The organism is Methylacidimicrobium sp. AP8 (genome assembly GCF_903064525.1).
GTDB lineage: Bacteria > Verrucomicrobiota > Verrucomicrobiia > Methylacidiphilales > Methylacidiphilaceae > Methylacidimicrobium.
Genome location: NZ_LR797830.1, coordinates 2,208,654 through 2,228,816 on the forward strand (window position 1 = coordinate 2,208,654; position 20,163 = coordinate 2,228,816).

Genomic DNA, 20,163 nt, shown 5'->3' on the forward strand with positions numbered 1-20,163 from the left:
GGCCAACGACCAAGCTGGCCAGCTAAAGCTTCCAATAATGGGCGAAAATGCCGATGACCAAAATCGCCAGGACGTTGACGACTTTGATCATCGGATTGATGGCAGGCCCGGCCGTGTCCTTGTAGGGGTCGCCCACGGTGTCGCCTGTCACGGCCGCCGCATGCGCGTCCGACCCCTTGCCCCCGTAGTGGCCTTCCTCAATATATTTCTTGGCGTTGTCCCAGGCGCCGCCGCCCGAGGTCATGGAGAGCGCCACGAAGAGCCCGGTCACGATCGTGCCGATAAGAGCCCCGCCCAGGACGATCGGACCGAGCCCGGGGATCGCCGCGATGGCGATCACCAGGATCAGCGGAAGCAGCGCCGGAACGATCATTTCGCGCAGCGCGGCCTTGGTTACGATATCGACGCACCGCCCGTAGAGAGGCCGAGCCGTTCCCTGGAGCAGGCCGGGAATTTCCGCTATTTGCCTGCGAACTTCCTCCACCACCGCTCCGGCCGCGTTTCCGACCGCCGCCATGCTCCGCGCGGCAAACAGATAAGGGAGCAGAGCACCCAGGAATAGACCCACGATCACCTTGGGGTCCTGGAGCCGGAACTCCAAGCCTTCGGCAGCCGGCTGCGTGCTGTAATGACGGAGCTCTTCGACATAGGAGCCGAAAAGGACCAGGGCGGCCAATCCCGCCGAGCCGATCGCATAGCCTTTCGTGACGGCTTTCATGGTGTTGCCCACCGCGTCGAGCTCATCGGTGACCTGCCGCGCTTGCTTCGGCAGCCCGCTCATGACGGCGACGCCACCCGCATTGTCGGTGATCGGCCCGAAGCTATCCAACGAGATGATAATCCCCGCCATGCTCAACATGCAGCGGACCGCGATAGCCACGCCGTAGAGTTGGTCCAGCCAGAACGTCACGAGGACAGCAATGGCGATGAAGAGGACCGGAACGGCTGTCGCCTCCATCCCCAAGGCCAGCCCCGCGATGATGTTGGTTGCATGGCCGGTCTGGGAGGCTCGAGCGATCTTCTGCACCGGAGAACCGGTCATCTTCGTGTAGTAGTCGGTGATCATCACCATGGCGGCCGTCATCAGAACCCCGATCACCGAACAGCTATACTCTTGCGGCCACCGGTCGGGAAAAAGCAACCAGCAGAGCGGCAGGAAAAGAACGGCCGCCACGATTCCGTTGACAATGACCCCTTGAACCAGGGCCTTGCCGGCCGGCGCTTTGGAGAAGCTCACATAGGCGATCCCGCAAAGGGCCCCCAGGATCGTGATGCAGCCGACCAGAAAGGGATACATCATCGCGGCGGGCTTGCCGTCCAAGCTGATCGCCGCCACCAGAACCGCTCCGATCAGGCTCACCACGTAGGTCTCGAAAACGTCCGCCGCCATCCCCGCGCAGTCGCCCACGTTGTCGCCGACGTTATCCGCGATGGTGGCCGGATTGCGAGGGTCGTCCTCCTCCAGCCGCTGCTCGATCTTGCCCGTGAGATCGGCGCCCACGTCGGCCGCCTTGGTGTAGATCCCGCCTCCCAGGCGCGCGAAGACACTGATCAAGCTGGCGCCCAGAGCCAATCCCACGAGGGCGGAGACCGTCTCCCGTAGTCCTTGGTAGGAAACCGAAAGGAAATAGAACGCCCCGACCGAAAAGAGAGCGAGCCCGACGACGAGCAAGCCGGTGACCGCGCCGCCTCGGAACGCGGCATGCATAGCCGGCTCCGGCCCTACCGTGGCGGCCTGGGCGGTGCGCACATTGGCAAGGACGGCCACCCGCATCCCGATAAAGCCCGCCAAAAAGGAGCAACCTGCTCCCAGGAGAAATCCTCCTCCGGCCCACCAGCTCTTGAAGAAACCGATGAGAAGAAAAAGAACGATGGCGATTCCCGCCACCGTCCTCATCTGCCGGCTTAAGTAAGCCGCAGCTCCCTCTTGAATAGCGCCGGCGATCGCGCGCATCCGCTCGTTGCCGGGGTCCATGCCGTACACTTGCCAGGCTAACGCGAAGGCCGCGATCACCCCCAGCAAGGCGAAGCCGATGGAGAGCCCAAGGGCATGATCAATCAAGTACTGCTGCATGGGCCGCGATGGTAATGCTCCGCCCCCGAGAGAAAGCAATCCCGTTTTTTTTTCTCCGCCGCTTTTTCCTGGCCGTGGGCAGTGAGGGATTCGAACCCCCGACCCTCTCGGTGTAAGCGAGACGCTCTGCCTCTGAGCTAACTGCCCGCTCCGTCGCCGGAATCCATTACCCGCCAATGCCGGACACCGCCCCGGCCGCCAAGGTTAGAATCGGTTTCGCATAAAACCCGAAGAGAACGCTCGCCAGGTTCAACGCCAGAAGCAACGTCCGTGTCGCCGGATGGAGGACCACGGGTCCATGCTGGAGGGGATCGCACCAAAACATCGCCCGGATGACCGCTACGTAGTAGTAGATTCCCGTCGCTGCCGCAACCACTCCGATGATGACCAAGAGGTGAAGTCCGCTCTGCCAGGCGGCAAAAAAGACCAGCAGCTTGCCGAAGAACCCCATCAGCGGCGGAATCCCAGCGAGCGACACCATCGCCAACGCCATCGACCAAGCGAGAAGCGGGCTCCTTTGGGCGAGGCCGGAAAGATTGCTGATGGAATCGCCCGGTTTCTCCTGCTCCAGCAGCACCAGCACCAGGAACGCGGTAAAGGTCGCCACCAGATAGGCTGACAGATAGTAGAGCATCGAGACAAGCCCGAGGAAACTGTGCGATGCCATCCCCAGGAGGAGGAAGCCCGCGTGGCTGATGCTCGAATACCCGAGAAGACGCTTTATGTTCCGTTGCGGCAGCGCAGCCAAGTTCCCCAGAATAACGGAAAGAGCGGCCAGCAGGCTGACCAAGGGCACCCAATGGCTTCGGAGGCCGGCGTTCCAAAAGGGCAGGAGAAGGACCCGGATCAGCACCACGAAGCCCGCCGCCTTGGAGCCGACGGAGAGATAGGCGGTGATCGGGGTAGGTGCGCCTTGATAGACATCGGGGGCCCAGATATGGAAAGGGACCGCCGCCGCCTTGAAGCCCAATCCGACCAAGAGGAATGCCAGGCCGAGGAGAGCGGCCGGCCCTACGCCCTCGCTTTCCACAGCCCGAAGGATTCCATCGAACTGGGTCGAGCCGGTGGCGCCGAAGAGGTAGGCGATCCCCATGACAAGGAAAGCCGTCGCCAAGCCTCCGACGATGAGGAACTTCACGCCGGCTTCCAAGGAAGCGGCATCGGTTCGCCGATAGGCGACCAGGATGACGAGGGTCACAGTCACTAGCTCGAGCCCGACGAAGAGCAGGACCAAGTCGCGCACCGAGCAGAGTAGAGCCATGCCGGCCGTGCAAAAGAGCGGCAGCACGTAGAATTCCGCTCGCGCCGCCGGGATGTTCTCCTCCCCTTCCAGGCTAAGATAGGTGACGAGCATGCCGACCAGAAGGAAGAAGGCCTTTCCGGAAACCGCGAACCGATCCCAAGTGTAGAGCCCGTCCCAAATCACCCCCTCGGTCGCCGCAAAGGGCAGGAGGCAGAGCCCGGCAATCAAATAGACGGCGAGGACCAGGACCCCGATCGACTTGGATGGGAGCTTCAGCAGCGCCTCGGCGAGCAAGAGGCAAACCCCACCCGCCGCCAGAATTACTTCCGGCGCTGCGATGATCCATAATGCCTCGTGCATCCCGTCTCCTTCCGCTTTTTTCCCTTTCCCGCTGCCGCGCGTGGCTTTATCAGGGGGCGAGAACCCCGCGCACGCTGGACCCGACAACGTCAAGGAGCGTCCCGGGCCAGATTCCCAAAATCAATAGCGCGGCCATCAGCAGGGCGTAGGGAATCCGTTGCGCTCCTTCCACGTCAGCAGTCTCGCTCAGATGCGACGGCAGATCGCCGTAAAACACCGTCCGCACGGCCCGTAGCTGGTAGACGGCCGAGATGACGATCCCCCAGATCACCACCGCGGTGAGGAGCGGCTGGCTCCTCCACGAGCCGAAAAAGATCAAAAGCTCTCCCGGAAAATTCGCGAGTCCCGGAACACCGATCGAGGCGAAGGAGCCGACCAGAAAGGCGACGGCGACAAACGGCATTCGGCGGGCCAAGCCGCCCAACTCCGCAAAGCGGATCTCTCCTGCCCGCTCCCTCACTTCCCCGGCCACGGCGAAGAGGAGGGCGGCGCTTAGGCCGTGAGCGACCATCAGAAAGACCACCCCGCTCACCCCCAGGGTGTTCCAGCAAGCCAGCCCGAGAAAGAGGTACCCCATGTGCATCACGCTCGAAAATCCCAGCATCGCGGGAAGCTCCTTCTGTGCGATCGTCGTGAGCCCGATGAAGAGGATGTTGCCCAGAAGCAGGGCCAAGATCCAAGGCTTCCATGCCTCCGCCCCGCCGGGAAGCAGCGGCATCGCCACGCGCAGAAGACCGTAGAGCCCGAACTTTTTCAGGACCCCGGCGTGAAGCATGGCCGCCGACGCGGGAGCCGACGCATAACCGTAGGGCGCCCAGGAATGGAAGGGGAAGAGCGAGACCAGCGTGCCGAAGCCGACCGCCAGAAGGAGGAAGGGGACCAGCTGCTGGCTCGTTGCCAGCGGATTTTCCCGCAGGTAGCCGGTCAAGCGGGGAATGTCGAAGGTCCGCGCCTCCGCAGGCAGAGCCCCCAAAAGGGCAATGATCCCGGCCAGAAGGATCAGGCTTCCGAGCCCAAGATAGAGCGTCAACTGCAAGCTCACGAACTGCCGATTTTCCGCGCCCCAAATCCCGATGAGCAGAAACGTCGGGATCAAAGCGAACTCGTGAAAGGCGTAAAAGAAAAAGAGATCGAGGGAGGCGAAGGCGCCCAGCGCGCCAAGAGAGATGAGAAGGAGATAGCTATAGAACTCGCCGGCACGCTTGATCTTGGCGGGCGCTACCCATACCGCCGCCAGCGTCACCAGGGTCGTGAGCAGCACCAGAGGGAGGCTGATCCCATCAACGCCGACATGATACCGGATTTCCGGCAGCCCCCTCACCGCGATCCAGCTGTGATCCTCCACAAATTGGTACCCGCCGAGCCCCGCCGGAAATTGGGCATAGATCCAGAGGCTCAGGAGAAAGTTCACACCCCCGGCGAGCAGGGAGACCTTTTTGGGGGGAGCGCCGAGGAGAATCAACCCGATGGCCCCGGCTTCCACAAGGAGCAAGATCGTTAACGGTGACATGAGCGAGTGAGTCTCTGATGCTTCGATGATATCCGATCCGCAGGCCGACCTCCGTTAGCGACCGAAGAGCAATAGGAGAATCCCTCCCGCGCCGAGGGCGAAGAAAAAGGCATATTCCCGCAAGTTGCCCGCCTGGAGCAGGCGCAGCATCTCTCCTCCCAGACTGACCATAAAAGCCCCTCCGCGGACCAGGACAAACCCCACAATCCATTGATCCACCCAGGACAGGACCCTGGCGGATTCGTCCTGGAGCTTGAGTACGGTCCAGTCGTAGATCTCGTCGAAATAGAACTTCCTTTGAAAGACAGGAATCGCGATCCGCTCGCCGGTGGCTCGCCCATACGTGACGGCCCCGGCGGCGAAACCTAGGAGGACCGCGATCAAGGAGGCTGTCGGAACCAGAGAGTTTTCGGCCTGCGCCTGATGGCCCCCGAGGTACTCTTCGATCCCGAAAAAGGGATACCCGGCGATGACCGCCGGCACGGCCAGGATGACCAGAGGGAGGCCCATGACAAGGGGCGACTCCTTCGCATGCTCGGCCACCTCCGTCCGCGGCTTCCCCAGGAAAGACACCAGGGTGATCCGGGTCATGTAGAAGGCCGTCAGGCCCGCAGTGAAAGCCGCCATCCAGAATAAGATGGGTTGGCTGCGCGCCGCCGCCTGGAGAATGGCCTCCTTGCTGAAGAATCCCGACAAGCCCGGGATCCCCGCCAACGCGGCCGCCCCGATAATGAAGGTAAGGAACGTCAGCGGCATCTTTCGGCCGATCCCCCCCATTTTCCAGATGTCCTGCTCGTGATGGAGAGCGTGGAGCACCGAGCCTGCGCCCATGAACAGGAGGGCTTTGAAAAAGCCGTGCGTCGTCAAATGGAACATCGCCGCCGTGGTATCGGCGCATCCCACGGCGAGCACCATGTATCCAAGCTGCGACATCGTCGAATAGGCGAGCACCCGCTTGATGTCGTTCTGCTGCGTAGCGATCAAAGCCGCCACCAGCGCCGTCACTCCGCCGGTCCAGGCGATGACCGAAAGAGCCTCGGGGGAGAGCTCGAGGACAAAGAAGATGCGGCAGAGCATGTAAACGCCGGCTGCCACCATCGTGGCCGCATGGATAAGCGCAGAGACGGGAGTCGGGCCTTCCATCGCATCGGGAAGCCAGACATGCAGGGGTATTTGCGCCGATTTCCCGATGCAGCCGCAAAAGAGAAGGAGGGCCGCCGCCGTCGCCAGCGGATTCCCGGCCAGTCCGTGCGCTGCTCCGGGGTCGAAGGCGACGGTCCCGCAGGTCGCCCAGAAGGTCAAAATTCCCAGGAGGAATCCGAAGTCACCCACTCGGTTCGCCAGGAACGCCTTTCGGGCGGCATCCGCCGCCGAGTTCTTCTCGAACCAGAAGCCGATAAGCAGATAGGAGCTTACGCCCACGAGCTCCCAAAAGATGTACATCATGATGAAATTCGTCGAAACGACGATCCCGATCATGGAAGCCAAAAAAAGGGAGAGCTCGCCGAAGAACCGGGCCCTGCCCGGATCTTCCGCCATGTAGCCGATCGAATAGACGTGGATCAGAAAGGCGACCCCGGTCACCATAAGCAGCATCAGGCGCGCCAGCGGGTCGAGGGTCATTCCGATCTCGATTCGGAGCCCGGGCAGATCGATCCAGGAAAGCGCGGCGGGCGGCTCGACCTTCCCGAGGGCGATGCCCAAGGCGGTCAAGAAGGTGACCAAGCTCGCCGCAAGGGAAACGCCTTGGCTGAGCCGGGGATAGGGCCGGAGTGCAACCCAGACGAGCAACGCCGAAGCCAGGGGGGCCAGTAGAAGCAGCCACGCCATAAGCGATGGGAATCGGAGGATTAAAATTTCAGAGCGGTGATCTCTTCGGCCTTTGTCGTCCGCTTCATCCGGTAGAGGGATACGAGAAGCGCCAGACCGACGGCGACCTCGACGGCGGCCACGGTTATGACAAAAAAGACGAGCGCTTGCCCTTCGGAGTGCTGGGAAAACCGGCTGAAGGCCACCAGCGAGAGGTTTGCGGCGTTGAGCATGATCTCCAAGCACATGTACATAATGAGCAGATCCCTCCGTATGATGACCCCCGCCAAGCCGACGGCGAAGAGCAACCCGCTTAAGACCAGATAGTGACCAAGAGTAGGCGCGCCCATCTCCGCTTAACTCTCCTTTTTCTACACGTCCTTCTTGCTCAGCACGATCACCCCCACCATGGCGATCAGGAGAAGCAGGCCAACCGCCTCGAAGGGAAGCACATAGGCTCCGAAGAGCAGATGCCCGATGCTCGCCGCATCATTCCCTTCCGCGGCGCGCGCCCCGGTCGTCTCCCAAGCGGACGAGGGGATGGCCCTCCAGAAGCCCACCCCGAGGAGGACGAGAGTGAGCAGACCGGCCCCGACACCGAGCGGTCGGAGCGGAGCCTGCTCCTCGGACTTTAGATCGAGGAGCATGATGATGAAAAGGAAGAGCACCATGACGGCTCCCGCATAGACCCACACTTGGACCGCCGCGAGGAAGTAGGCCCCCAGGAGGCCGAAGAGTCCGGCCAGAGCGAGAATCATGGTGACCAAGCTCAACGCCGAAGCCACCGGGCTCCGGTTGAGGACAACCGCCGCCGCGCTCCCCAGGAGCACGATGGCCGCAAACCAAAACAAAAATCCTTCCATCGTTTCTTTCCGACTGTTCCGTGGTTAGCGACTCTCCACAGAAAAGCAAGAGTGATTCCGAAAAACCCTCCGCTTTCCAGGGATGCGCATTCGCCGCCGCATTCGGCCTATTTATCGGCCCACTTCCGGATCGGCAACGGCAGGATCCCCCCCATTTCATAAAGCTTGGCTTTATCATGGAGGAGCTCACTGCGGCTGCGGCCGTTGAGCGAGTAGTACTGCGGCAGGAGAAAAATCGCCTCCTCGGGGCAGACCTCCTCGCAGTAGCCGCAAAAGATACACCGCGTCATGTCGATCCAGAACTCCTCGGGAGCCTTCTCCACTTTGGCGTAAGGGGAATCTTCCGGGATCTCCCCCGGCACGATCCGAATGGCCCGAGGAGGACAGATGAACTCGCAGAGCTGGCAGCTCACGCATTTTTCCCGCCCCTCCTCGTCCTTCACCAATACCGGCGCCCCCCGGTATCCGGGCGGGATCGGAGGCCGCTCCTCGGGGTATTGCAGGGTGACGCGCGTTTTCCCCGTAAGCCGATCCACGAAGTGGCGCCATGTGACCTTCAATCCTTCCCAGAATCCGGGAAGAAAGAGCCGCTCCGCCCAAGACAGTTCCGGCCTCCGAACGACGATCATAGCCCTACTCTACCGGCAAACGCCCTTCTGTCAGACTTTTTTCTTTTCCTGCCGGACTAGACAGATCCATGATAAGGATATGAAGTATCGTCGTCTAGCGCAGACAGGACAAAACGTTTCCGAGGTCGGCTTCGGCGTCTGGACGCTTTCGACTGGCTGGTGGGGGAAATACACCGAAGAGGAAGCGCTCGCGTTTTTGCATCGGGCGCTCGACCTTGGAATTAACTTTTTCGATACGGCGGACGTCTACGGATACGGATACGGAGAAGAGCTGCTCGGGAAGGCTTTCGCCAAGGACCAACGGGAGGTGGTGATCGCGACCAAGGTCGGGTACGACTTCACGGGCAGCAACCGGGGTCACAGCCAGCGTGAGCTTCCCCACAATTTTTCCGAGCGCTTCCTCCGCCAGGCCGTAGAAAACTCCTTGCGTCGCCTCCGCCGGGAGACGATCGACAACCTTCAGCTTCACAACATCCGGATGGAGCACGTTGTAGACGACGATATCTGGGAGCTTCTCGAAGCGCTCCGCCGGGAAGGGAAAATCCGCTCCTATGGAATCGCGCTCGGGCCCGCGATCGGCTGGCTCTATGAAGGGATCGAGGCGCTTCGACGCCGTCGCCCGCACGTGGTCCAGCACATCTACAACCTCCTCGAGCCCTTCCCCGGCCGGCCGCTCATGGATGCGGCACCAGACGCGAGCCCCCGTTTTCTGGTGCGTGTTCCCCACTCGAGCGGACTGTTGGAAGGAAAATATACGGCTGCCACGACCTTCCCGAAGGGAGACCATCGGAATCATCGGCCGGCGCACTGGCTTCCGAACGGGCTGAAAAAGGTCGAGCAGCTTCGCTTTTTGGAACGACCCGGCAGGACATTGGGGCAAGCGGCTCTGCAATGGATTCTCCAAGAGCCGCGTGTCCTCTCTTGCTTGCCCAATATCTATACCATGGACCAGCTTGAGGAATTCGCCGGAGCTTCCGACGCTCCTCCCCTATCCCGGGCCGAGCTCGAACGCATCGACGCGCTTATCGCCGCCAACTTCGGGATGGAAGAGCCTCCGGAAGCCTACAAAGGCACGATGACCCCGGCGATGTCCGCATAGGCGTCCTATCCGACGGCTCCGGCTCGATTATCCCCTCGTCGGCGGCGTCGCCGCCGCCCTCTCTTCCGAGACCGCAGCCGGAGGCGCGTTCAAGCGTCGCTCCCGATGAGCGAAGTAGAGGTTCCGGATATAGGGGATCCAGGTGAAGAGGTAGGCGAAGACGAAGACCGAGTCTCTTCGGGAAAGCGCATAGATCAAGAGCAGCAATGACCCGCCCAGGCTGCAGTACCAAAAAGCCAACGGGACGACGACCGTTCGCTTCCGCTCCGTAGCCAGCCACTGAATGACGAAGCGTATAAAGAAGAGGAGGTTGCCTGTCCAGCCGACGACCTTCATCACACTCCAGTGCACTCCCAGCCAGGAGTTGTCCGCCAAGAAGAGCCCGCTCATTTCCCTTTTCCTTCCTTCTACCCGGCCTCTCGCCCTGGTTCGGGGCATCCCGCATCCAACGCCGCAGCCCGAAGCACTTCCTTTTCCCGCAAGGCGAATGCCTCATCAGGCACTACCGGGTCTAATCGTTCACTCCACGGATGCCTCACCGTTATCCAAGAGCGGCATCCGCCGAACCTGCGATCCCATGGACACGCCACTTTACTGCTCCGGAAGATCCGCAGCATCAACAGATGCAGCCCCTCTTTCTTCCCGAAGGCGAACCTCTCTCGAAGCAGCCCTTCCTCCCAGAGCTGAAAACCCGCAAGCCGGCGGACGGTCTCCCAATCGACCAAAAATCGGGACCAGAGCAGCTTGGCTACGAATTGCAGCTCCACCACCTCCTCCCTCTCCCCTCGTTCGTCCGGTGCCGCCAGGAAGCGAAATTCCGGACGGATCTTTTCGCGCTGCGCATGAAACCGAGTCGGGAAAAGCCAGAAATCGGGATAATCGGCTGCGAACCCGCGGCGTCCTTCGGCTATGCCGCCCTTCCGAAGGACGAAGATTTGCCATCCCTGCCCCAAAGCCTGAACGACCGGCGCCGCCTCTTTAAGAGCGGGCCATCCGCTTTTCCGAGCCGGGGGAATATCGTCGGCGGCCAAGGTCTCCTTCTCCTCCCTCCCTCAAGTTTTCTCCGGGAAAAGCCAGCGTGCGGCAACGATAAAAATAGAGCACGCCGGAGGCGAAGGTGGTCGCTACCGCCAGCCAGAGGAACACAGTCACAGGGACCTGCAACATCGCCCCGGCTGCTTGCCTCCCCCCCGCCAGTTCGGTCACGGTCATCTGCCCGAGCGCCAACAGAACGCAGAGCATTTGCGCCAGGGTCTTCCATTTCCCGGACGGTGAGGCCGCAAGAATCGCGCCTCGGGACGCCATCAATGCGCGCAGACCGGTAACCAAAAACTCCCGAGCGATGATGACGACAACGGCCCAGAGCGGAACCGCTCCCCGCTCTAGCAGAACCAAAAAGGCTGCGGAGATGAAAATCTTATCGGCGAGAGGATCGAGGAGCTTCCCCAAATCGCTGACGAGATTGTGCTTCCGCGCAATCCAACCGTCGACCCAGTCCGTGAGGCTGCCGATAGCGAAAAGACCCAGCGCCGTCGTGGCGGAGTAGGCCCAAGGCACGCTGACATCCGCGACGAAGAGGCCGCAAATGCAGAGCCGGGCCAGGCTGATCCGGTTCGGGAGATTCCAGTGTTTGGCCGTTGCCACCGCGTTACGCAGTAAGCCCCCGATGCACCTCCACGGGCAAGAGAAACCTGCCGCCGGGCGGACAAGAAAGAATTAGACGTCGCTCCCCGCCGACGTAAACTTCGATTTGGTGAAACGCGCGATCGTCTGGCTCGCCTGGTTGCTCGCCGCCGTTCCGGCATGGAGCATCGACGTGAACCCCAGCAAGAACACCCATCCGAACATCATCGACCAGACGCCGAGGCGGCATTGGAGTCTTTTTTCCTTTCGCTTCGGAGACCCGAAAAGGATCGAGAAGGCGAACCAGGTGAATGTGCGCAACTTGGAGGCACGTTTGCAGGTCGACCGGAATCCGTTTTCGCTCGCCATGCTGCATGATCGGCTCGACTCTGCTACCATACGGCTCACCTTCCAGGTGTTCAACAAGGGGAAGCGGACCTATTCATTGACCTTTCCCAACGCCCAACGCTACGATTTCGTCTTGCGGGACGCAGCCAACCAGCCGCTCTATGTCTGGTCGGCGGATAAAGAGTTTCTTCCTGTGGAAGGGATGTCGATGCTCGACCCGGGTGACTATCTGACGTTCACCGACGTCCTGCCGATCCAGGATCTCGACCGCCCGCTTTCTCCGGGAATCTATCGCATCGAGATGACGCTGGCCGGCTATCCGGGCGTCACGGCAGCCACCAACCTCACTGTGGTGCCTTAGCCGCCGACCCCGCCCCTTCCGTACATCCCCTCCCAGTGGGTCCGGCGGGAGTCGAACCCGCATCCAAGGGATTATGAGTCCCCTGCTCTACCTATTGAGCTACAGACCCTCTTGCGGGATCCCGCAAGGCCGGGCCGTTTAGTTCCTCTTCTCGGGCTCGGACCGCCGGCCTTCCCGCGTCTTAACGACCGTAATGGCGGCTCCCTCTTCTTTCGCCCGGTCGGGAGGGCTTAAGACCACCCGCTCCCCCGCCTGGATGCCGGACAGAATCTCTACTTTGTATCCGTCGTTGTTCCCAAGATCAACCTTCCGGAGATGACATCGATCGGACGCATCGACGACGACGACATAACGACCGTCGGCGCGCTCGAAGACCGTATTGACCGGCAGCGTGAAAGCTGCTCGACTGGGCACCTGGAAGCTGACCACTACGTAGAGCCCCGGCAAGAGCTTCTGATCGGGATTAGGCAAATCGACCTCGGTGAGCAGGGTGCGGGAGGCCGACTCGAGCCCCATCGCGGTGCGGACGACCAGACCATTCCGAATCTCGTTCGGCATTTCCGGGATCATCACCTTCGCCGCCATCCCCTCCTTGACCGCCAAGGCATAGGCCTGCGGGACAGCGACGTAGATGCGCAAAAGGGAAATTTCCGCTATCCGGAAGAGCTGCCGCAACGCCCCGAAGGGAAATTCGCCTTGGCCGGCGACCAGGGTTCCGACGTCGATGTTTCGAGCCGTGATCACTCCCGAAAAGGGGGCGGTGACCTTCTCGAACTTTTGCCATTCGAGCCACCGGTTGAGCTCCGCTATGGCGGCTTCATAGCCGGTACGCTGGACATCATATTCTTCCTGCGAGACGGCCCTGGTGCGCACGAGCGCCTTCCAGCGCTCGTAGTTGATTCGGGCGATATCGGCCTTCGCTCTCAGGTTGGATACCGTCTGGTCGACTTCCGGCGCGTCGATCTCGCAGAGCAGCTCGCCTTCCTGCACCCGCTCCCCGATATCATGGTACCATCTCTTGATATACCCGCTCACCCGTGCCCAGATCGGCGTTTCGTAAAAACCCTGCGTCGTGCCCGGCAACACCAAGGGGAAGGAAGCCGGCGTCGGTTCCGGGGTGACCAGTTCCACATAGATCTTTCTTCCCTCCGCGACGACTCGTTGGAGAGCCATCCATTGGATTCCCCGCTTCGCCATCCCGACTGCCAAGAGGAGAATCAAGAACGCGGCTGCGAGCCACCCGGGATGCCGCTTTCCTGCCAAGCGGACCACGAACTTGGCAACGCGGCCCCACACGGCCGGAAGCGCGCCCCGCCGCCAGGGGGGCATAAAGCGGAGGAGGATCCGCCGGGGGGAGGATGGGTCTTTTCGCAACGTGTCTCCTTTTTCCTATCGACCGCTTCTCGGCTTACGGCTTCTAATCGAAACGAACACGGCCGGCACGAAGATCAAGGTGCCGACGGTCGCCAGGGCTAGTCCTCCGATGACCGCACGCCCCAGGGGAGCGTACTGCTCTCCGCCCTCCGCCGCTCCCAGCGCCATCGGAAGCATCCCCACGATCATCGCACCGGCCGTCATCAGGACCGGCCGCAGCCGGATCCTCCCTGCTTCCACAGCCGCCTCGACCGCTGTCGATCCCTCGGCCATCCGCTGATTGGCAAAGGTGATCAACAGGATGCTGTTGGAGCTCGCCACCCCTACCGTCATCAGCGCGCCCATCAAGGCGGGAACGCTGAAGGTGGTGCCGGTCAAAAAGAGCATCCAGACAATGCCGCATGCTCCGATCGGCAACACCGAGAGGATGATGAAGGGCTCCCGCCAAGACTGGAAATTCGTGACCAGCAGCAAATAGACGAGCACGATGGCGAAAAGAACGCCGGATCCGAGCCGGGCGAACGCGTCCTGCATGCTGACTACCTGCCCCATGACCTCCGCGCGATAGAGAGGAGGGAGCTTCTGCCGCACGTCCCGCAGAAGCTTTTCGATATCCACCGCCACGCCTGCCAGGTCCCGGCCTTGGACGTTGGCCAAAACGTCGAAGACCGGCTTCATGGTCGAGCGGCTCATCATGGCCGGTTGGAGCGTTTCGGTCAGCCGGGCTACGTTGGCCAGCAGCTCGGCATTCTGCACGTTGCCGAGGAGCGTCTGCACCGAAGCGGCCGGGGGGACGGTCTCCGTCGTCGTGGGGGCCAGCGTCATGTTGAGAAGATCGTTGATCGAGGAGATCTTTCGCTGCTGGGTGAAGACCAGGAACGGATAGTTGATGGTCGTGCGCGGGTCGACCCAGTAGGTCGGGCTCACCATGAAGCTGCTGGAAAGATTGTTGAGCACGTTGTTGGTGATGTCCACCTGCTTGAGGCCCATTTCGACCGCGCGGACCCGATCAACTTCCAGATGCAGGGTGGGGTAATCGATCCGCTGGTGGATATGGACGTCGACCGCCCCGGGCACCGATCGAACCCGGTCCCGGATCTCGGCCGCAAGCTTGTAGGCGAGATCGAGATCCAAGCCGCTGACGTGGATATCGATTGGCGCGGCGATCCCGAAATTGAGCACTTCGTTGACCATGTCCGCGGGCTGGAAAAAGAAGTCGCAGCTGGGAAACCGCTTCGGAAGGAGATCCCGCAGGCGCTTGGCGTATCGGGCGGTCGGATGGTGGTGTTCCCGGAGCTGAATGAAGATCTCGCCGTCGAAGACCCCCTCGTTCATCGAATCCGAAAGGGCCAGCGTCGCCATGAAATAGATGGGAATTCCCATATTGTCGACTATCGTCTCTAGTTCTTCGGGAGGAATGACTTCTCGAATCACCTTCTCCACGTCGGCAAAAATGCTTTCGGTGACCTCGATCCGGGTTCCGGTCGGAGCATAGACATGAAGCCGCAAAATGCCCGCGTCGGCGACGGGGAAGAAGTCCCGGCCGATCCAGAGCGACGCGAAGAGGCTGAAGAGGAGCAGAACAGCCGTGGTTTCGAAAACGCGCCTACGATGAGCGAGAAGGAAACCGAGCAGTCGTGCATACCGTTCGCGGAACGCATCGAAGGCGCGATCGAAGGCCGCAATCCACCCCGCTCGGGCCGAATCCGGTCTTTTTTCCACGCTCGCCGACTCCTCGCGGAGCAGGAGCACCGCCATGGCGGGAACGAGGGTCCGCGAGAGAAAATAGGAAAAGAGCATCGCGAAGACGACGGCCAGCGCCATCGGGATGAACAGGAAACGGGGCGGGCCGTCGAGGAAGAGAACCGACGTGAAGACCACGCAAATCGACAGAGTGGCCATGAAGGCGGGCGCGGCGATCTCTTGGCTCCCATCGAGGATCGCCTGCCGGAACGGCTTGCCCAGCCGGAGATTGCGGTGAATGTTCTCGATCGCCACTGTCGCATCGTCCACCAAGATGCCGACGGCGAGGGCCAGTCCCCCGAGAGTCATCAGGTTGAGGGTATGCCCGAGGCTGCTGAGCACGAAGAGCGAGAGCAGAATGCACAAAGGTATGGAGGTCACGACGATCAAGGTGGTCCGGACGCTTCCCAAGAAGAGAAAGATCATGATTCCGGTGAGCAGAGCCGCGCTTGCGGCTTCGCTTACGACCCCTTGGATCGCCGCCGCCACGTAAACGGACTGGTCGAAAAGCTCTCGGATTTCGACTTCGGGGTTCGCCCGCCGGATCTCGGGCAAGAGCGACTTGATCTGATCGACGATCTGGATGGTGGACCCTCCTGCGATCTTGAGGGCCGTCATAAGGACTCCTCGGCGTCCGTTGAGACGCACCAGGCTCCACTGGGGCACGCCGCCGTCATGGACATTGGCCACGTCGCGTACGTAGACGACGCGGTCGTTGATGTTCTTCCGGACGATCGAGGTGTTGGGATCGGGAACGAGCTTTACGGGGAAGTTATTGACCTCGAAGATGTCCTTTGGAACGTTGTTGAGCGTGACGAAGTAGTCGCGATCCCCGATCTTAACATCGCCTGACGGGTAATCGATGATCTGCCCGTTGACGACGTTGAGCAGATCCTGGGCCGTCAAGCCCCGGGCCAAGAGCTGGTTGGGATCGCAATCGACGGTCATCCACCGGACGATCCCTCCCCATGGGGGAATGAGAAGGGTTCCCCGAACCGCGAGCAGATCGCGGCGGAGCTGCCAGACGGTGTAGTCGTAGAGTTTCGCTTCCGAAAGGACCGGGCTCGAAACGGCGATCTGCACAACCGGCACCGAGGAGGCATTGAAGCGAAAGATCAACGGAGGGGTCGTCCCTGGGGGCATCCGCTTGATGATCGGTTGGAGGACCGCCGTAATCTCGGCGACCGCCATGGAAATGTTGACGTTCGGCTGGAAATAGACCTTGGTGACCGAGAATCCGAAGAAGACGTTGGACTCGACCCGCTTGACGCCGTCGACAAAGTTCGCAATCTGGTAGTCGCTGAACGTCGTGATGTAGTTGGTCATATCCGTAGGCACCAAGCCCAGGTATTGCCAAGCGACGATCACGACCGGGATATCGATCTCCGGAAAGACGTCGGTGGGTGTTTTTTGGATCGCGAAAAACCCGAGAAAGACGATGAGGACCGCCAAGACAGCAACGGAATAGGGTTTCTTGAGGGCCGTGCGGACAAGCCACATATCCGACTCTATTGCGATCTTGCGATGGCACTCGCCTGATCCGAACGATGGTAGGCCAAGGCGGCGTCGGCAGCAACCGCCGATCTCACGCCGGTAAGCGTCCCTGTCGTCCTCCAGCTCCATGCGCCGCTCGACAGCCGGCCGGGAATCGGATAGAAGTTGGCTTCATGGCCGACCCCGAACCCGCTCCTACAGAGGACAAGCGGGCGAAATCGGAGCCCTTGGCTTGGCTGGACAAGTGGATCTCCCCGGAAGTCCTGCGGCTTGCGGCCGATTCGGCTCTGGATTGGCTTCACCGGCTCTACCCCTTCACCGGACATCTCGGAGTGGAGGTGGAATGGAAAAAGGAGCGATGCTGGTGGGTCGGGCTCGTCCCCGGCAAGAGCGAGATTTCCTATCTATGCGCCGGCGGGACCCTGCTCAACCACACGCGAAAGCCCATTCGGCTGCTCGACGTCCGGCTCGTCTCGTCCCGCGTCGGCGCGGATCTCTGCTATCGATCGATCCTCTCCTCGCCTACACCGGCTAATCGGGAGATCGAGGTTCCGCCGCAGGGAGCCGTCGATCTCTCCTTGGAAATGAGCTTGCGCGGGACGCCGCCGGCCGGAACTACCGATTTCTGGGTTGCCTTCTCCCTGCGAAGCGAAGGCAAGCTCCACGTGCCCGTCCACCTGGTTCTCCGTCCCCTTTCCGCGATTCTCAACGATGTGGAGCTGCCTCAGGAGCCCGGATTCCAAATTTCCGACCCGATTGAAAAGAATGCGACCTCGGTGCTCCAATTCGAGCTCGTCGAGCTCCGGTCCTGCGGCCCGGCACGGCTCGGCACCGTTTCCGCACCATCGGAAGAATCGGCCGACGGTTCGCTCGCGGAGCAGGACCGCCCTCGGGATTCCGCCCAGCACCGGGTTTCCTCTCCGAACGCGGACGCCCTCCTCCGTCTTTTTTCGCGACTCCCTTCCGATGAGGAGCGCGAGCGCCTCCGCGCCACTCTCTGCCAACGTCTCCAGGGGCCGCGAGGTTATGGGCCCGTCGCCTACCTGATTCTGCTGGTTTTGTTCCGGATGGGCTTTCTCTCCGAGGGGCTGAACGCCGCCCAATCCGGACTCGCAGCGGATTCACTGGCCCTTTTCGGCATCCGCCGTCTCCTGATGCTTTTGTTGAAGTGGGAGTGGCGCTCGTTCTCCGAGAGCCTGCTGGACGACGTGGAGCGCTTCGTCTGCCAGCTCGGGGATCCCTTTCGAACGACCGAGCGGATCGCTGCGATCCGCACCTTCCGCCTCTCGGCGCCGGAGTCCGCTCAACGGTAGCGCTCTACGGGAGGATCGGCCGATTGATTCCGCTTCGAGAGGCGGTGGGGGCGATAGCGCTGATCCTGTCGGTCTCTGCGGCGCGCGCGTCCGGCCCAGGCTGGATCGACCTCCTGACCGGCGATCCCGTTTCGGACGCCGGCCTGCTCTCCGAGCTGCGGAACGCCCGCATCCTCTACCTGGGCGAGGCCCACACGGTTCCCTCTCACCACCGGGTCGAGGAGCGTCTCCTCCGTTCGCTCGCCTCCGAGACACCCCCGCTCACGCTCTTTCTTGAAGCGCTCGAATCGAGGGATGCGCCCGCCCTCTCCCGCTTTGCAGCCGGAGAACTCTCCTTCGAGGAGCTGGCGCGAACGATCGACTGGCCGAGAAGGTGGAGCAACTTCCGGGATTACCGCGGCCTCTGCCTCTTGGCCCGGGAAAGGCACGTTCGAATTCTCGGCATGGACGGACCCTCCCTGCTTTTCCACCGGATCGCTCGACAGGGTTGGGCTTCCGTTTCTCCCGACGAGCGGAAGCAAATGAGTCTCACCGGAGTTCGTTTCGATCCGCTCTATCAGCGCCTGCTCCAGCTTTTCCTGCCTATCCATCCCGGCAAGGGCCGATCCTGGCAAGTCCGGGCCGCGGAGGCGCAGGAAGTGCGCGACGACTGGATGGCCGAGCACATCGTCCGATCCCTTCGAAAAACCGGCGTGAACCAGGCTCGCGCGCTGGTGATCTGCGGCGCGGGCCATCTCCGATTCGGCTTGGGGTTGCCGGAACACGTGGCCTCCCGCCTGCCGCTACCTCGGCGGATCCTTCTGCTGGCAGCCCCTGCAGAGCGACGGACGGCTTCCGGGGCCGACTCCGCCGGGAAGACCACCGGCGCGCCGTCCATTCCTCATGCTTCCTTTGAATTCGTCGCCCGGCCTCTTGCCGACTATCTCTGGCTTCCTCCCGACTCGTTCCCCGTCAAGGACGAGCCGGATCACGCCGGCGAATGCCCACTGGGCCGCCGGCAAAATTATTCCCAGAGGATGCCTCTCAGGGAAATCTCCCCGGAACCGAGCAGGCAGAAACCGCGCATCTACGGACGGCTTACACCGGACGCGTCTTCGGCAACCCGAATACGCGCATCCCGTCTTTCCATCGGCCCCGCTTCTTAAGAAGGCTGATCCGCTCAAAGCGTTTCAGAACGTTCCGCTTCGTGGCAAGCTGTGAACTCCTGCGAAGACTGCGATGTTGCGACATGTCCTTTGCCCTCAAAAAAGCCAGAGTGCCTACTTGTTGCAGGACCAAGCGCGCTTGTCACGAAAAACCTGCCTCCGCGCAAAGCCGGTGGCGACGGGCGCGGCGGAAGGATCGCGAACCCTCAAGGGCCCTTGCGGACGGAAGCTTTGGCCAAATGCTTCTGTCGGTGCGCGCGGCTCTGGTGAGGATGCTGCCGGTCCGGAACGTGGTGGCTGAGGGCATGGTGTCTGCGCACCGCAGAGGCGGCGGGCCTCCGTCGCGGGGCCGGTGAGGCCGGTTGCGGACGAGGACGGGCTTCGATTGGTAGCGCTTTAGGCGGAGGAAGCGGGGAAGGAGTTGCGACGGCCGGGAGGGTCGTCGCCGCAATAGCCGGGCGCGCCGCAGCCGTTGCCCCGGCGGTTCGAGAAGGGGGATACAGAGGTTCGCGCTGGATCAGGACAAGGCTTCCCACCGGCACGCAGTCGTAAAGCACGAGGACATCCCGGTTGCGCATGCGGATGCAGCCGTAGCTGGCGGGCCGGCCGATCAAGCTCTCCTGGTTTGTTCCGTGAATATAGATCCCACGGCTGTAAGCGTTGCGATTCTGCTCTTCCAGACCGCGAAGCCAGAGAATCCGGGTGAGCAGGCTATCGTGGTCGGATGCGCTTGCGCGCTTTAAATCGACCCGCTCCCCGGTATACTTGCGGTGGTAAAACTTACCTCCCAATGGGACCCCGTCGCCGATCTTGTTCTGGACGACGAACCGGCCGAGCGGCGTGCGGAAGCTGTTCGGCTGATCCCCCAATCCGAACCGGGAGGTAGATACCGGGAAGCGGTGCGTCGGAATCCCGTTTTTGACCACTTCGAGGGCCTGATCGTGCACGCTCACCCTCACGACCGTATCCGGCCTGTAGCTTGTGGTTCTTGTCGCGCAACCGGCAAGCAGAACCGCAAGGGTGCCGATGCAAAGCTTACCGCCCAGGCCGACACGTCGCATGAATTGCGGGAATTCTATACAGGGAGGACAGCCTCTCCGGAAAGCCTTTTTTCCGGGTCGTGCAGCGATCCGCCTGCAGGGGGGGAAGCCGCTTGAGCCTCAACAAGGCTATCG

At 61.7% G+C, this 20,163-nt stretch carries 18 protein-coding genes and 2 tRNA genes; 4 read left to right on the forward strand and 16 right to left on the reverse strand.

Annotation, left to right across the window (positions count from 1 at the left end; genetic code table 11):
* Positions 1-22: 22 nt before the first annotated feature.
* From MTHMO_RS10295 to MTHMO_RS10330, 8 genes are all read right to left on the reverse strand, one after another.
* Positions 23-2,062, reverse strand: coding sequence for a sodium-translocating pyrophosphatase (locus tag MTHMO_RS10295; RefSeq protein WP_202214921.1), 2,040 nt, complete (start codon positions 2,060-2,062; stop codon positions 23-25).
* 87 nt (positions 2,063-2,149) lie between these two features.
* Positions 2,150-2,221: transfer RNA gene (locus MTHMO_RS10300), tRNA-Val, on the reverse strand.
* Positions 2,222-2,240: 19 nt separating this feature from the next.
* Positions 2,241-3,677 carry an NADH-quinone oxidoreductase subunit N gene (locus tag MTHMO_RS10305; RefSeq protein WP_202214692.1) on the reverse strand — a complete coding sequence of 479 codons (1,437 nt, stop codon included), beginning with the start codon at positions 3,675-3,677 and terminating at the stop codon, positions 2,241-2,243.
* Between the two features lie 49 nt (positions 3,678-3,726).
* Positions 3,727-5,187 (reverse strand): NuoM family protein, encoded by a 1,461-nt coding sequence (locus MTHMO_RS10310; RefSeq protein WP_202214693.1) that lies wholly within the window; start codon positions 5,185-5,187, stop codon positions 3,727-3,729.
* A 54-nt stretch (positions 5,188-5,241) separates the two neighbouring features.
* A complete protein-coding gene (gene nuoL / locus MTHMO_RS10315) occupies positions 5,242-7,017 on the reverse strand; it encodes an NADH-quinone oxidoreductase subunit L (protein ID WP_202214694.1) in 1,776 nt (591 codons plus the stop codon).
* 20 nt (positions 7,018-7,037) lie between these two features.
* Complete coding sequence (gene nuoK, locus MTHMO_RS10320) at positions 7,038-7,346, reverse strand: NADH-quinone oxidoreductase subunit NuoK (protein WP_202214695.1); 309 nt, start codon at positions 7,344-7,346, stop codon at positions 7,038-7,040.
* A gap of 21 nt (positions 7,347-7,367) precedes the next feature.
* Positions 7,368-7,859: an NADH-quinone oxidoreductase subunit J gene (locus tag MTHMO_RS10325; RefSeq protein ID WP_202214696.1), complete on the reverse strand. Its 492-nt coding sequence runs from the start codon at positions 7,857-7,859 to the stop codon at positions 7,368-7,370.
* Positions 7,860-7,966: 107 nt separating this feature from the next.
* Complete coding sequence (locus MTHMO_RS10330) at positions 7,967-8,488, reverse strand: NADH-quinone oxidoreductase subunit I (protein WP_202214697.1); 522 nt, start codon at positions 8,486-8,488, stop codon at positions 7,967-7,969.
* Positions 8,489-8,567: 79 nt separating this feature from the next.
* On the opposite strand from MTHMO_RS10330, the gene MTHMO_RS10335 reads away from it, so the two are divergent.
* Positions 8,568-9,587 carry an aldo/keto reductase gene (locus MTHMO_RS10335; protein ID WP_202214698.1) on the forward strand — a complete coding sequence of 340 codons (1,020 nt, stop codon included), beginning with the start codon at positions 8,568-8,570 and terminating at the stop codon, positions 9,585-9,587.
* A gap of 27 nt (positions 9,588-9,614) precedes the next feature.
* Here the strand turns inward: MTHMO_RS10335 and MTHMO_RS10340 are convergent, their stop codons facing one another.
* From MTHMO_RS10340 to pgsA, 3 genes are read right to left on the reverse strand one after another with little or no spacing between them, the layout of a single operon-like run.
* The gene (locus MTHMO_RS10340) at positions 9,615-9,977 is read right to left on the reverse strand and encodes a lipid-A-disaccharide synthase N-terminal domain-containing protein (protein WP_202214699.1); all 363 of its coding nucleotides are present in this window, start codon (positions 9,975-9,977) and stop codon (positions 9,615-9,617) included.
* Positions 9,978-9,994: 17 nt separating this feature from the next.
* Complete coding sequence (locus MTHMO_RS10345; protein ID WP_202214700.1) at positions 9,995-10,618, reverse strand: DUF1802 family protein; 624 nt, start codon at positions 10,616-10,618, stop codon at positions 9,995-9,997.
* A complete protein-coding gene (pgsA, locus tag MTHMO_RS10350; protein WP_202214701.1) occupies positions 10,566-11,231 on the reverse strand; it encodes a CDP-diacylglycerol--glycerol-3-phosphate 3-phosphatidyltransferase in 666 nt (221 codons plus the stop codon). Before pgsA ends, MTHMO_RS10345 begins: the two co-directional genes overlap by 53 nt.
* Before the next feature lie 109 nt (positions 11,232-11,340).
* Here pgsA and MTHMO_RS10355 point away from each other — a divergent pair, with 109 nt between their 5' ends.
* Positions 11,341-11,919, forward strand: a complete 579-nt coding sequence (locus MTHMO_RS10355; protein WP_202214702.1) for a BsuPI-related putative proteinase inhibitor — start codon at positions 11,341-11,343, stop codon at positions 11,917-11,919.
* Positions 11,920-11,955: 36 nt separating this feature from the next.
* On the opposite strand, the gene MTHMO_RS10360 is transcribed toward MTHMO_RS10355, so the two are convergent.
* From MTHMO_RS10360 to MTHMO_RS10370, 3 genes are all read right to left on the reverse strand, one after another.
* Positions 11,956-12,028 (reverse strand) — tRNA-Ile (locus MTHMO_RS10360).
* A gap of 29 nt (positions 12,029-12,057) precedes the next feature.
* Positions 12,058-13,293, reverse strand: coding sequence for an efflux RND transporter periplasmic adaptor subunit (locus tag MTHMO_RS10365; protein WP_202214703.1), 1,236 nt, complete (start codon positions 13,291-13,293; stop codon positions 12,058-12,060).
* A gap of 15 nt (positions 13,294-13,308) precedes the next feature.
* Positions 13,309-16,536 (reverse strand): efflux RND transporter permease subunit, encoded by a 3,228-nt coding sequence (locus MTHMO_RS10370; RefSeq protein WP_202214704.1) that lies wholly within the window; start codon positions 16,534-16,536, stop codon positions 13,309-13,311.
* Positions 16,537-16,703: 167 nt separating this feature from the next.
* On the opposite strand from MTHMO_RS10370, the gene MTHMO_RS10375 reads away from it, so the two are divergent.
* Both MTHMO_RS10375 and MTHMO_RS10380 read left to right on the forward strand, forming a co-directional pair.
* Entirely contained in the window at positions 16,704-17,843 is a 1,140-nt protein-coding gene (locus MTHMO_RS10375) for a hypothetical protein (protein WP_202214705.1), read from the forward strand.
* Between the two features lie 23 nt (positions 17,844-17,866).
* Positions 17,867-18,988 (forward strand): ChaN family lipoprotein, encoded by a 1,122-nt coding sequence (locus MTHMO_RS10380; protein ID WP_202214706.1) that lies wholly within the window; start codon positions 17,867-17,869, stop codon positions 18,986-18,988.
* On the opposite strand, the gene MTHMO_RS10385 is transcribed toward MTHMO_RS10380, so the two are convergent.
* Together MTHMO_RS10385 and MTHMO_RS11155 are read right to left on the reverse strand one after the other, a co-directional pair.
* Positions 18,921-19,073, reverse strand: a complete 153-nt coding sequence (locus MTHMO_RS10385) for a small basic protein (RefSeq protein WP_202214707.1) — start codon at positions 19,071-19,073, stop codon at positions 18,921-18,923. The genes MTHMO_RS10380 and MTHMO_RS10385 overlap by 68 nt on opposite strands.
* A 121-nt stretch (positions 19,074-19,194) precedes the next feature.
* A complete protein-coding gene (locus MTHMO_RS11155) occupies positions 19,195-19,947 on the reverse strand; it encodes a L,D-transpeptidase family protein (protein ID WP_305061210.1) in 753 nt (250 codons plus the stop codon).
* Positions 19,948-20,163 lie beyond the last annotated feature (216 nt).

Bases quoted from the DNA above. Each gene is read 5' to 3' on its own strand.
- MTHMO_RS10305 (WP_202214692.1), bottom strand. From the start codon at position 3,677: ATGCACGAGGCATTATGGATCATCGCAGCGCCGGAAGTAATTCTGGCG.
- MTHMO_RS10310 (WP_202214693.1), bottom strand. From the start codon at position 5,187: ATGTCACCGTTAACGATCTTGCTCCTTGTGGAAGCCGGGGCCATCGGG.
- nuoL (WP_202214694.1), bottom strand. From the start codon at position 7,017: ATGGCGTGGCTGCTTCTACTGGCCCCCCTGGCTTCGGCGTTGCTCGTC.
- nuoK (WP_202214695.1), bottom strand. From the start codon at position 7,346: ATGGGCGCGCCTACTCTTGGTCACTATCTGGTCTTAAGCGGGTTGCTC.
- MTHMO_RS10325 (WP_202214696.1), bottom strand. From the start codon at position 7,859: ATGGAAGGATTTTTGTTTTGGTTTGCGGCCATCGTGCTCCTGGGGAGC.
- MTHMO_RS10330 (WP_202214697.1), bottom strand. From the start codon at position 8,488: ATGATCGTCGTTCGGAGGCCGGAACTGTCTTGGGCGGAGCGGCTCTTT.
- MTHMO_RS10335 (WP_202214698.1), top strand. From the start codon at position 8,568: ATGAAGTATCGTCGTCTAGCGCAGACAGGACAAAACGTTTCCGAGGTC.
- MTHMO_RS10340 (WP_202214699.1), bottom strand. From the start codon at position 9,977: ATGAGCGGGCTCTTCTTGGCGGACAACTCCTGGCTGGGAGTGCACTGG.
- MTHMO_RS10370 (WP_202214704.1), bottom strand. From the start codon at position 16,536: ATGTGGCTTGTCCGCACGGCCCTCAAGAAACCCTATTCCGTTGCTGTC.
- MTHMO_RS10375 (WP_202214705.1), top strand. From the start codon at position 16,704: ATGGCCGACCCCGAACCCGCTCCTACAGAGGACAAGCGGGCGAAATCG.
- MTHMO_RS10385 (WP_202214707.1), bottom strand. From the start codon at position 19,073: ATGTCGCAACATCGCAGTCTTCGCAGGAGTTCACAGCTTGCCACGAAG.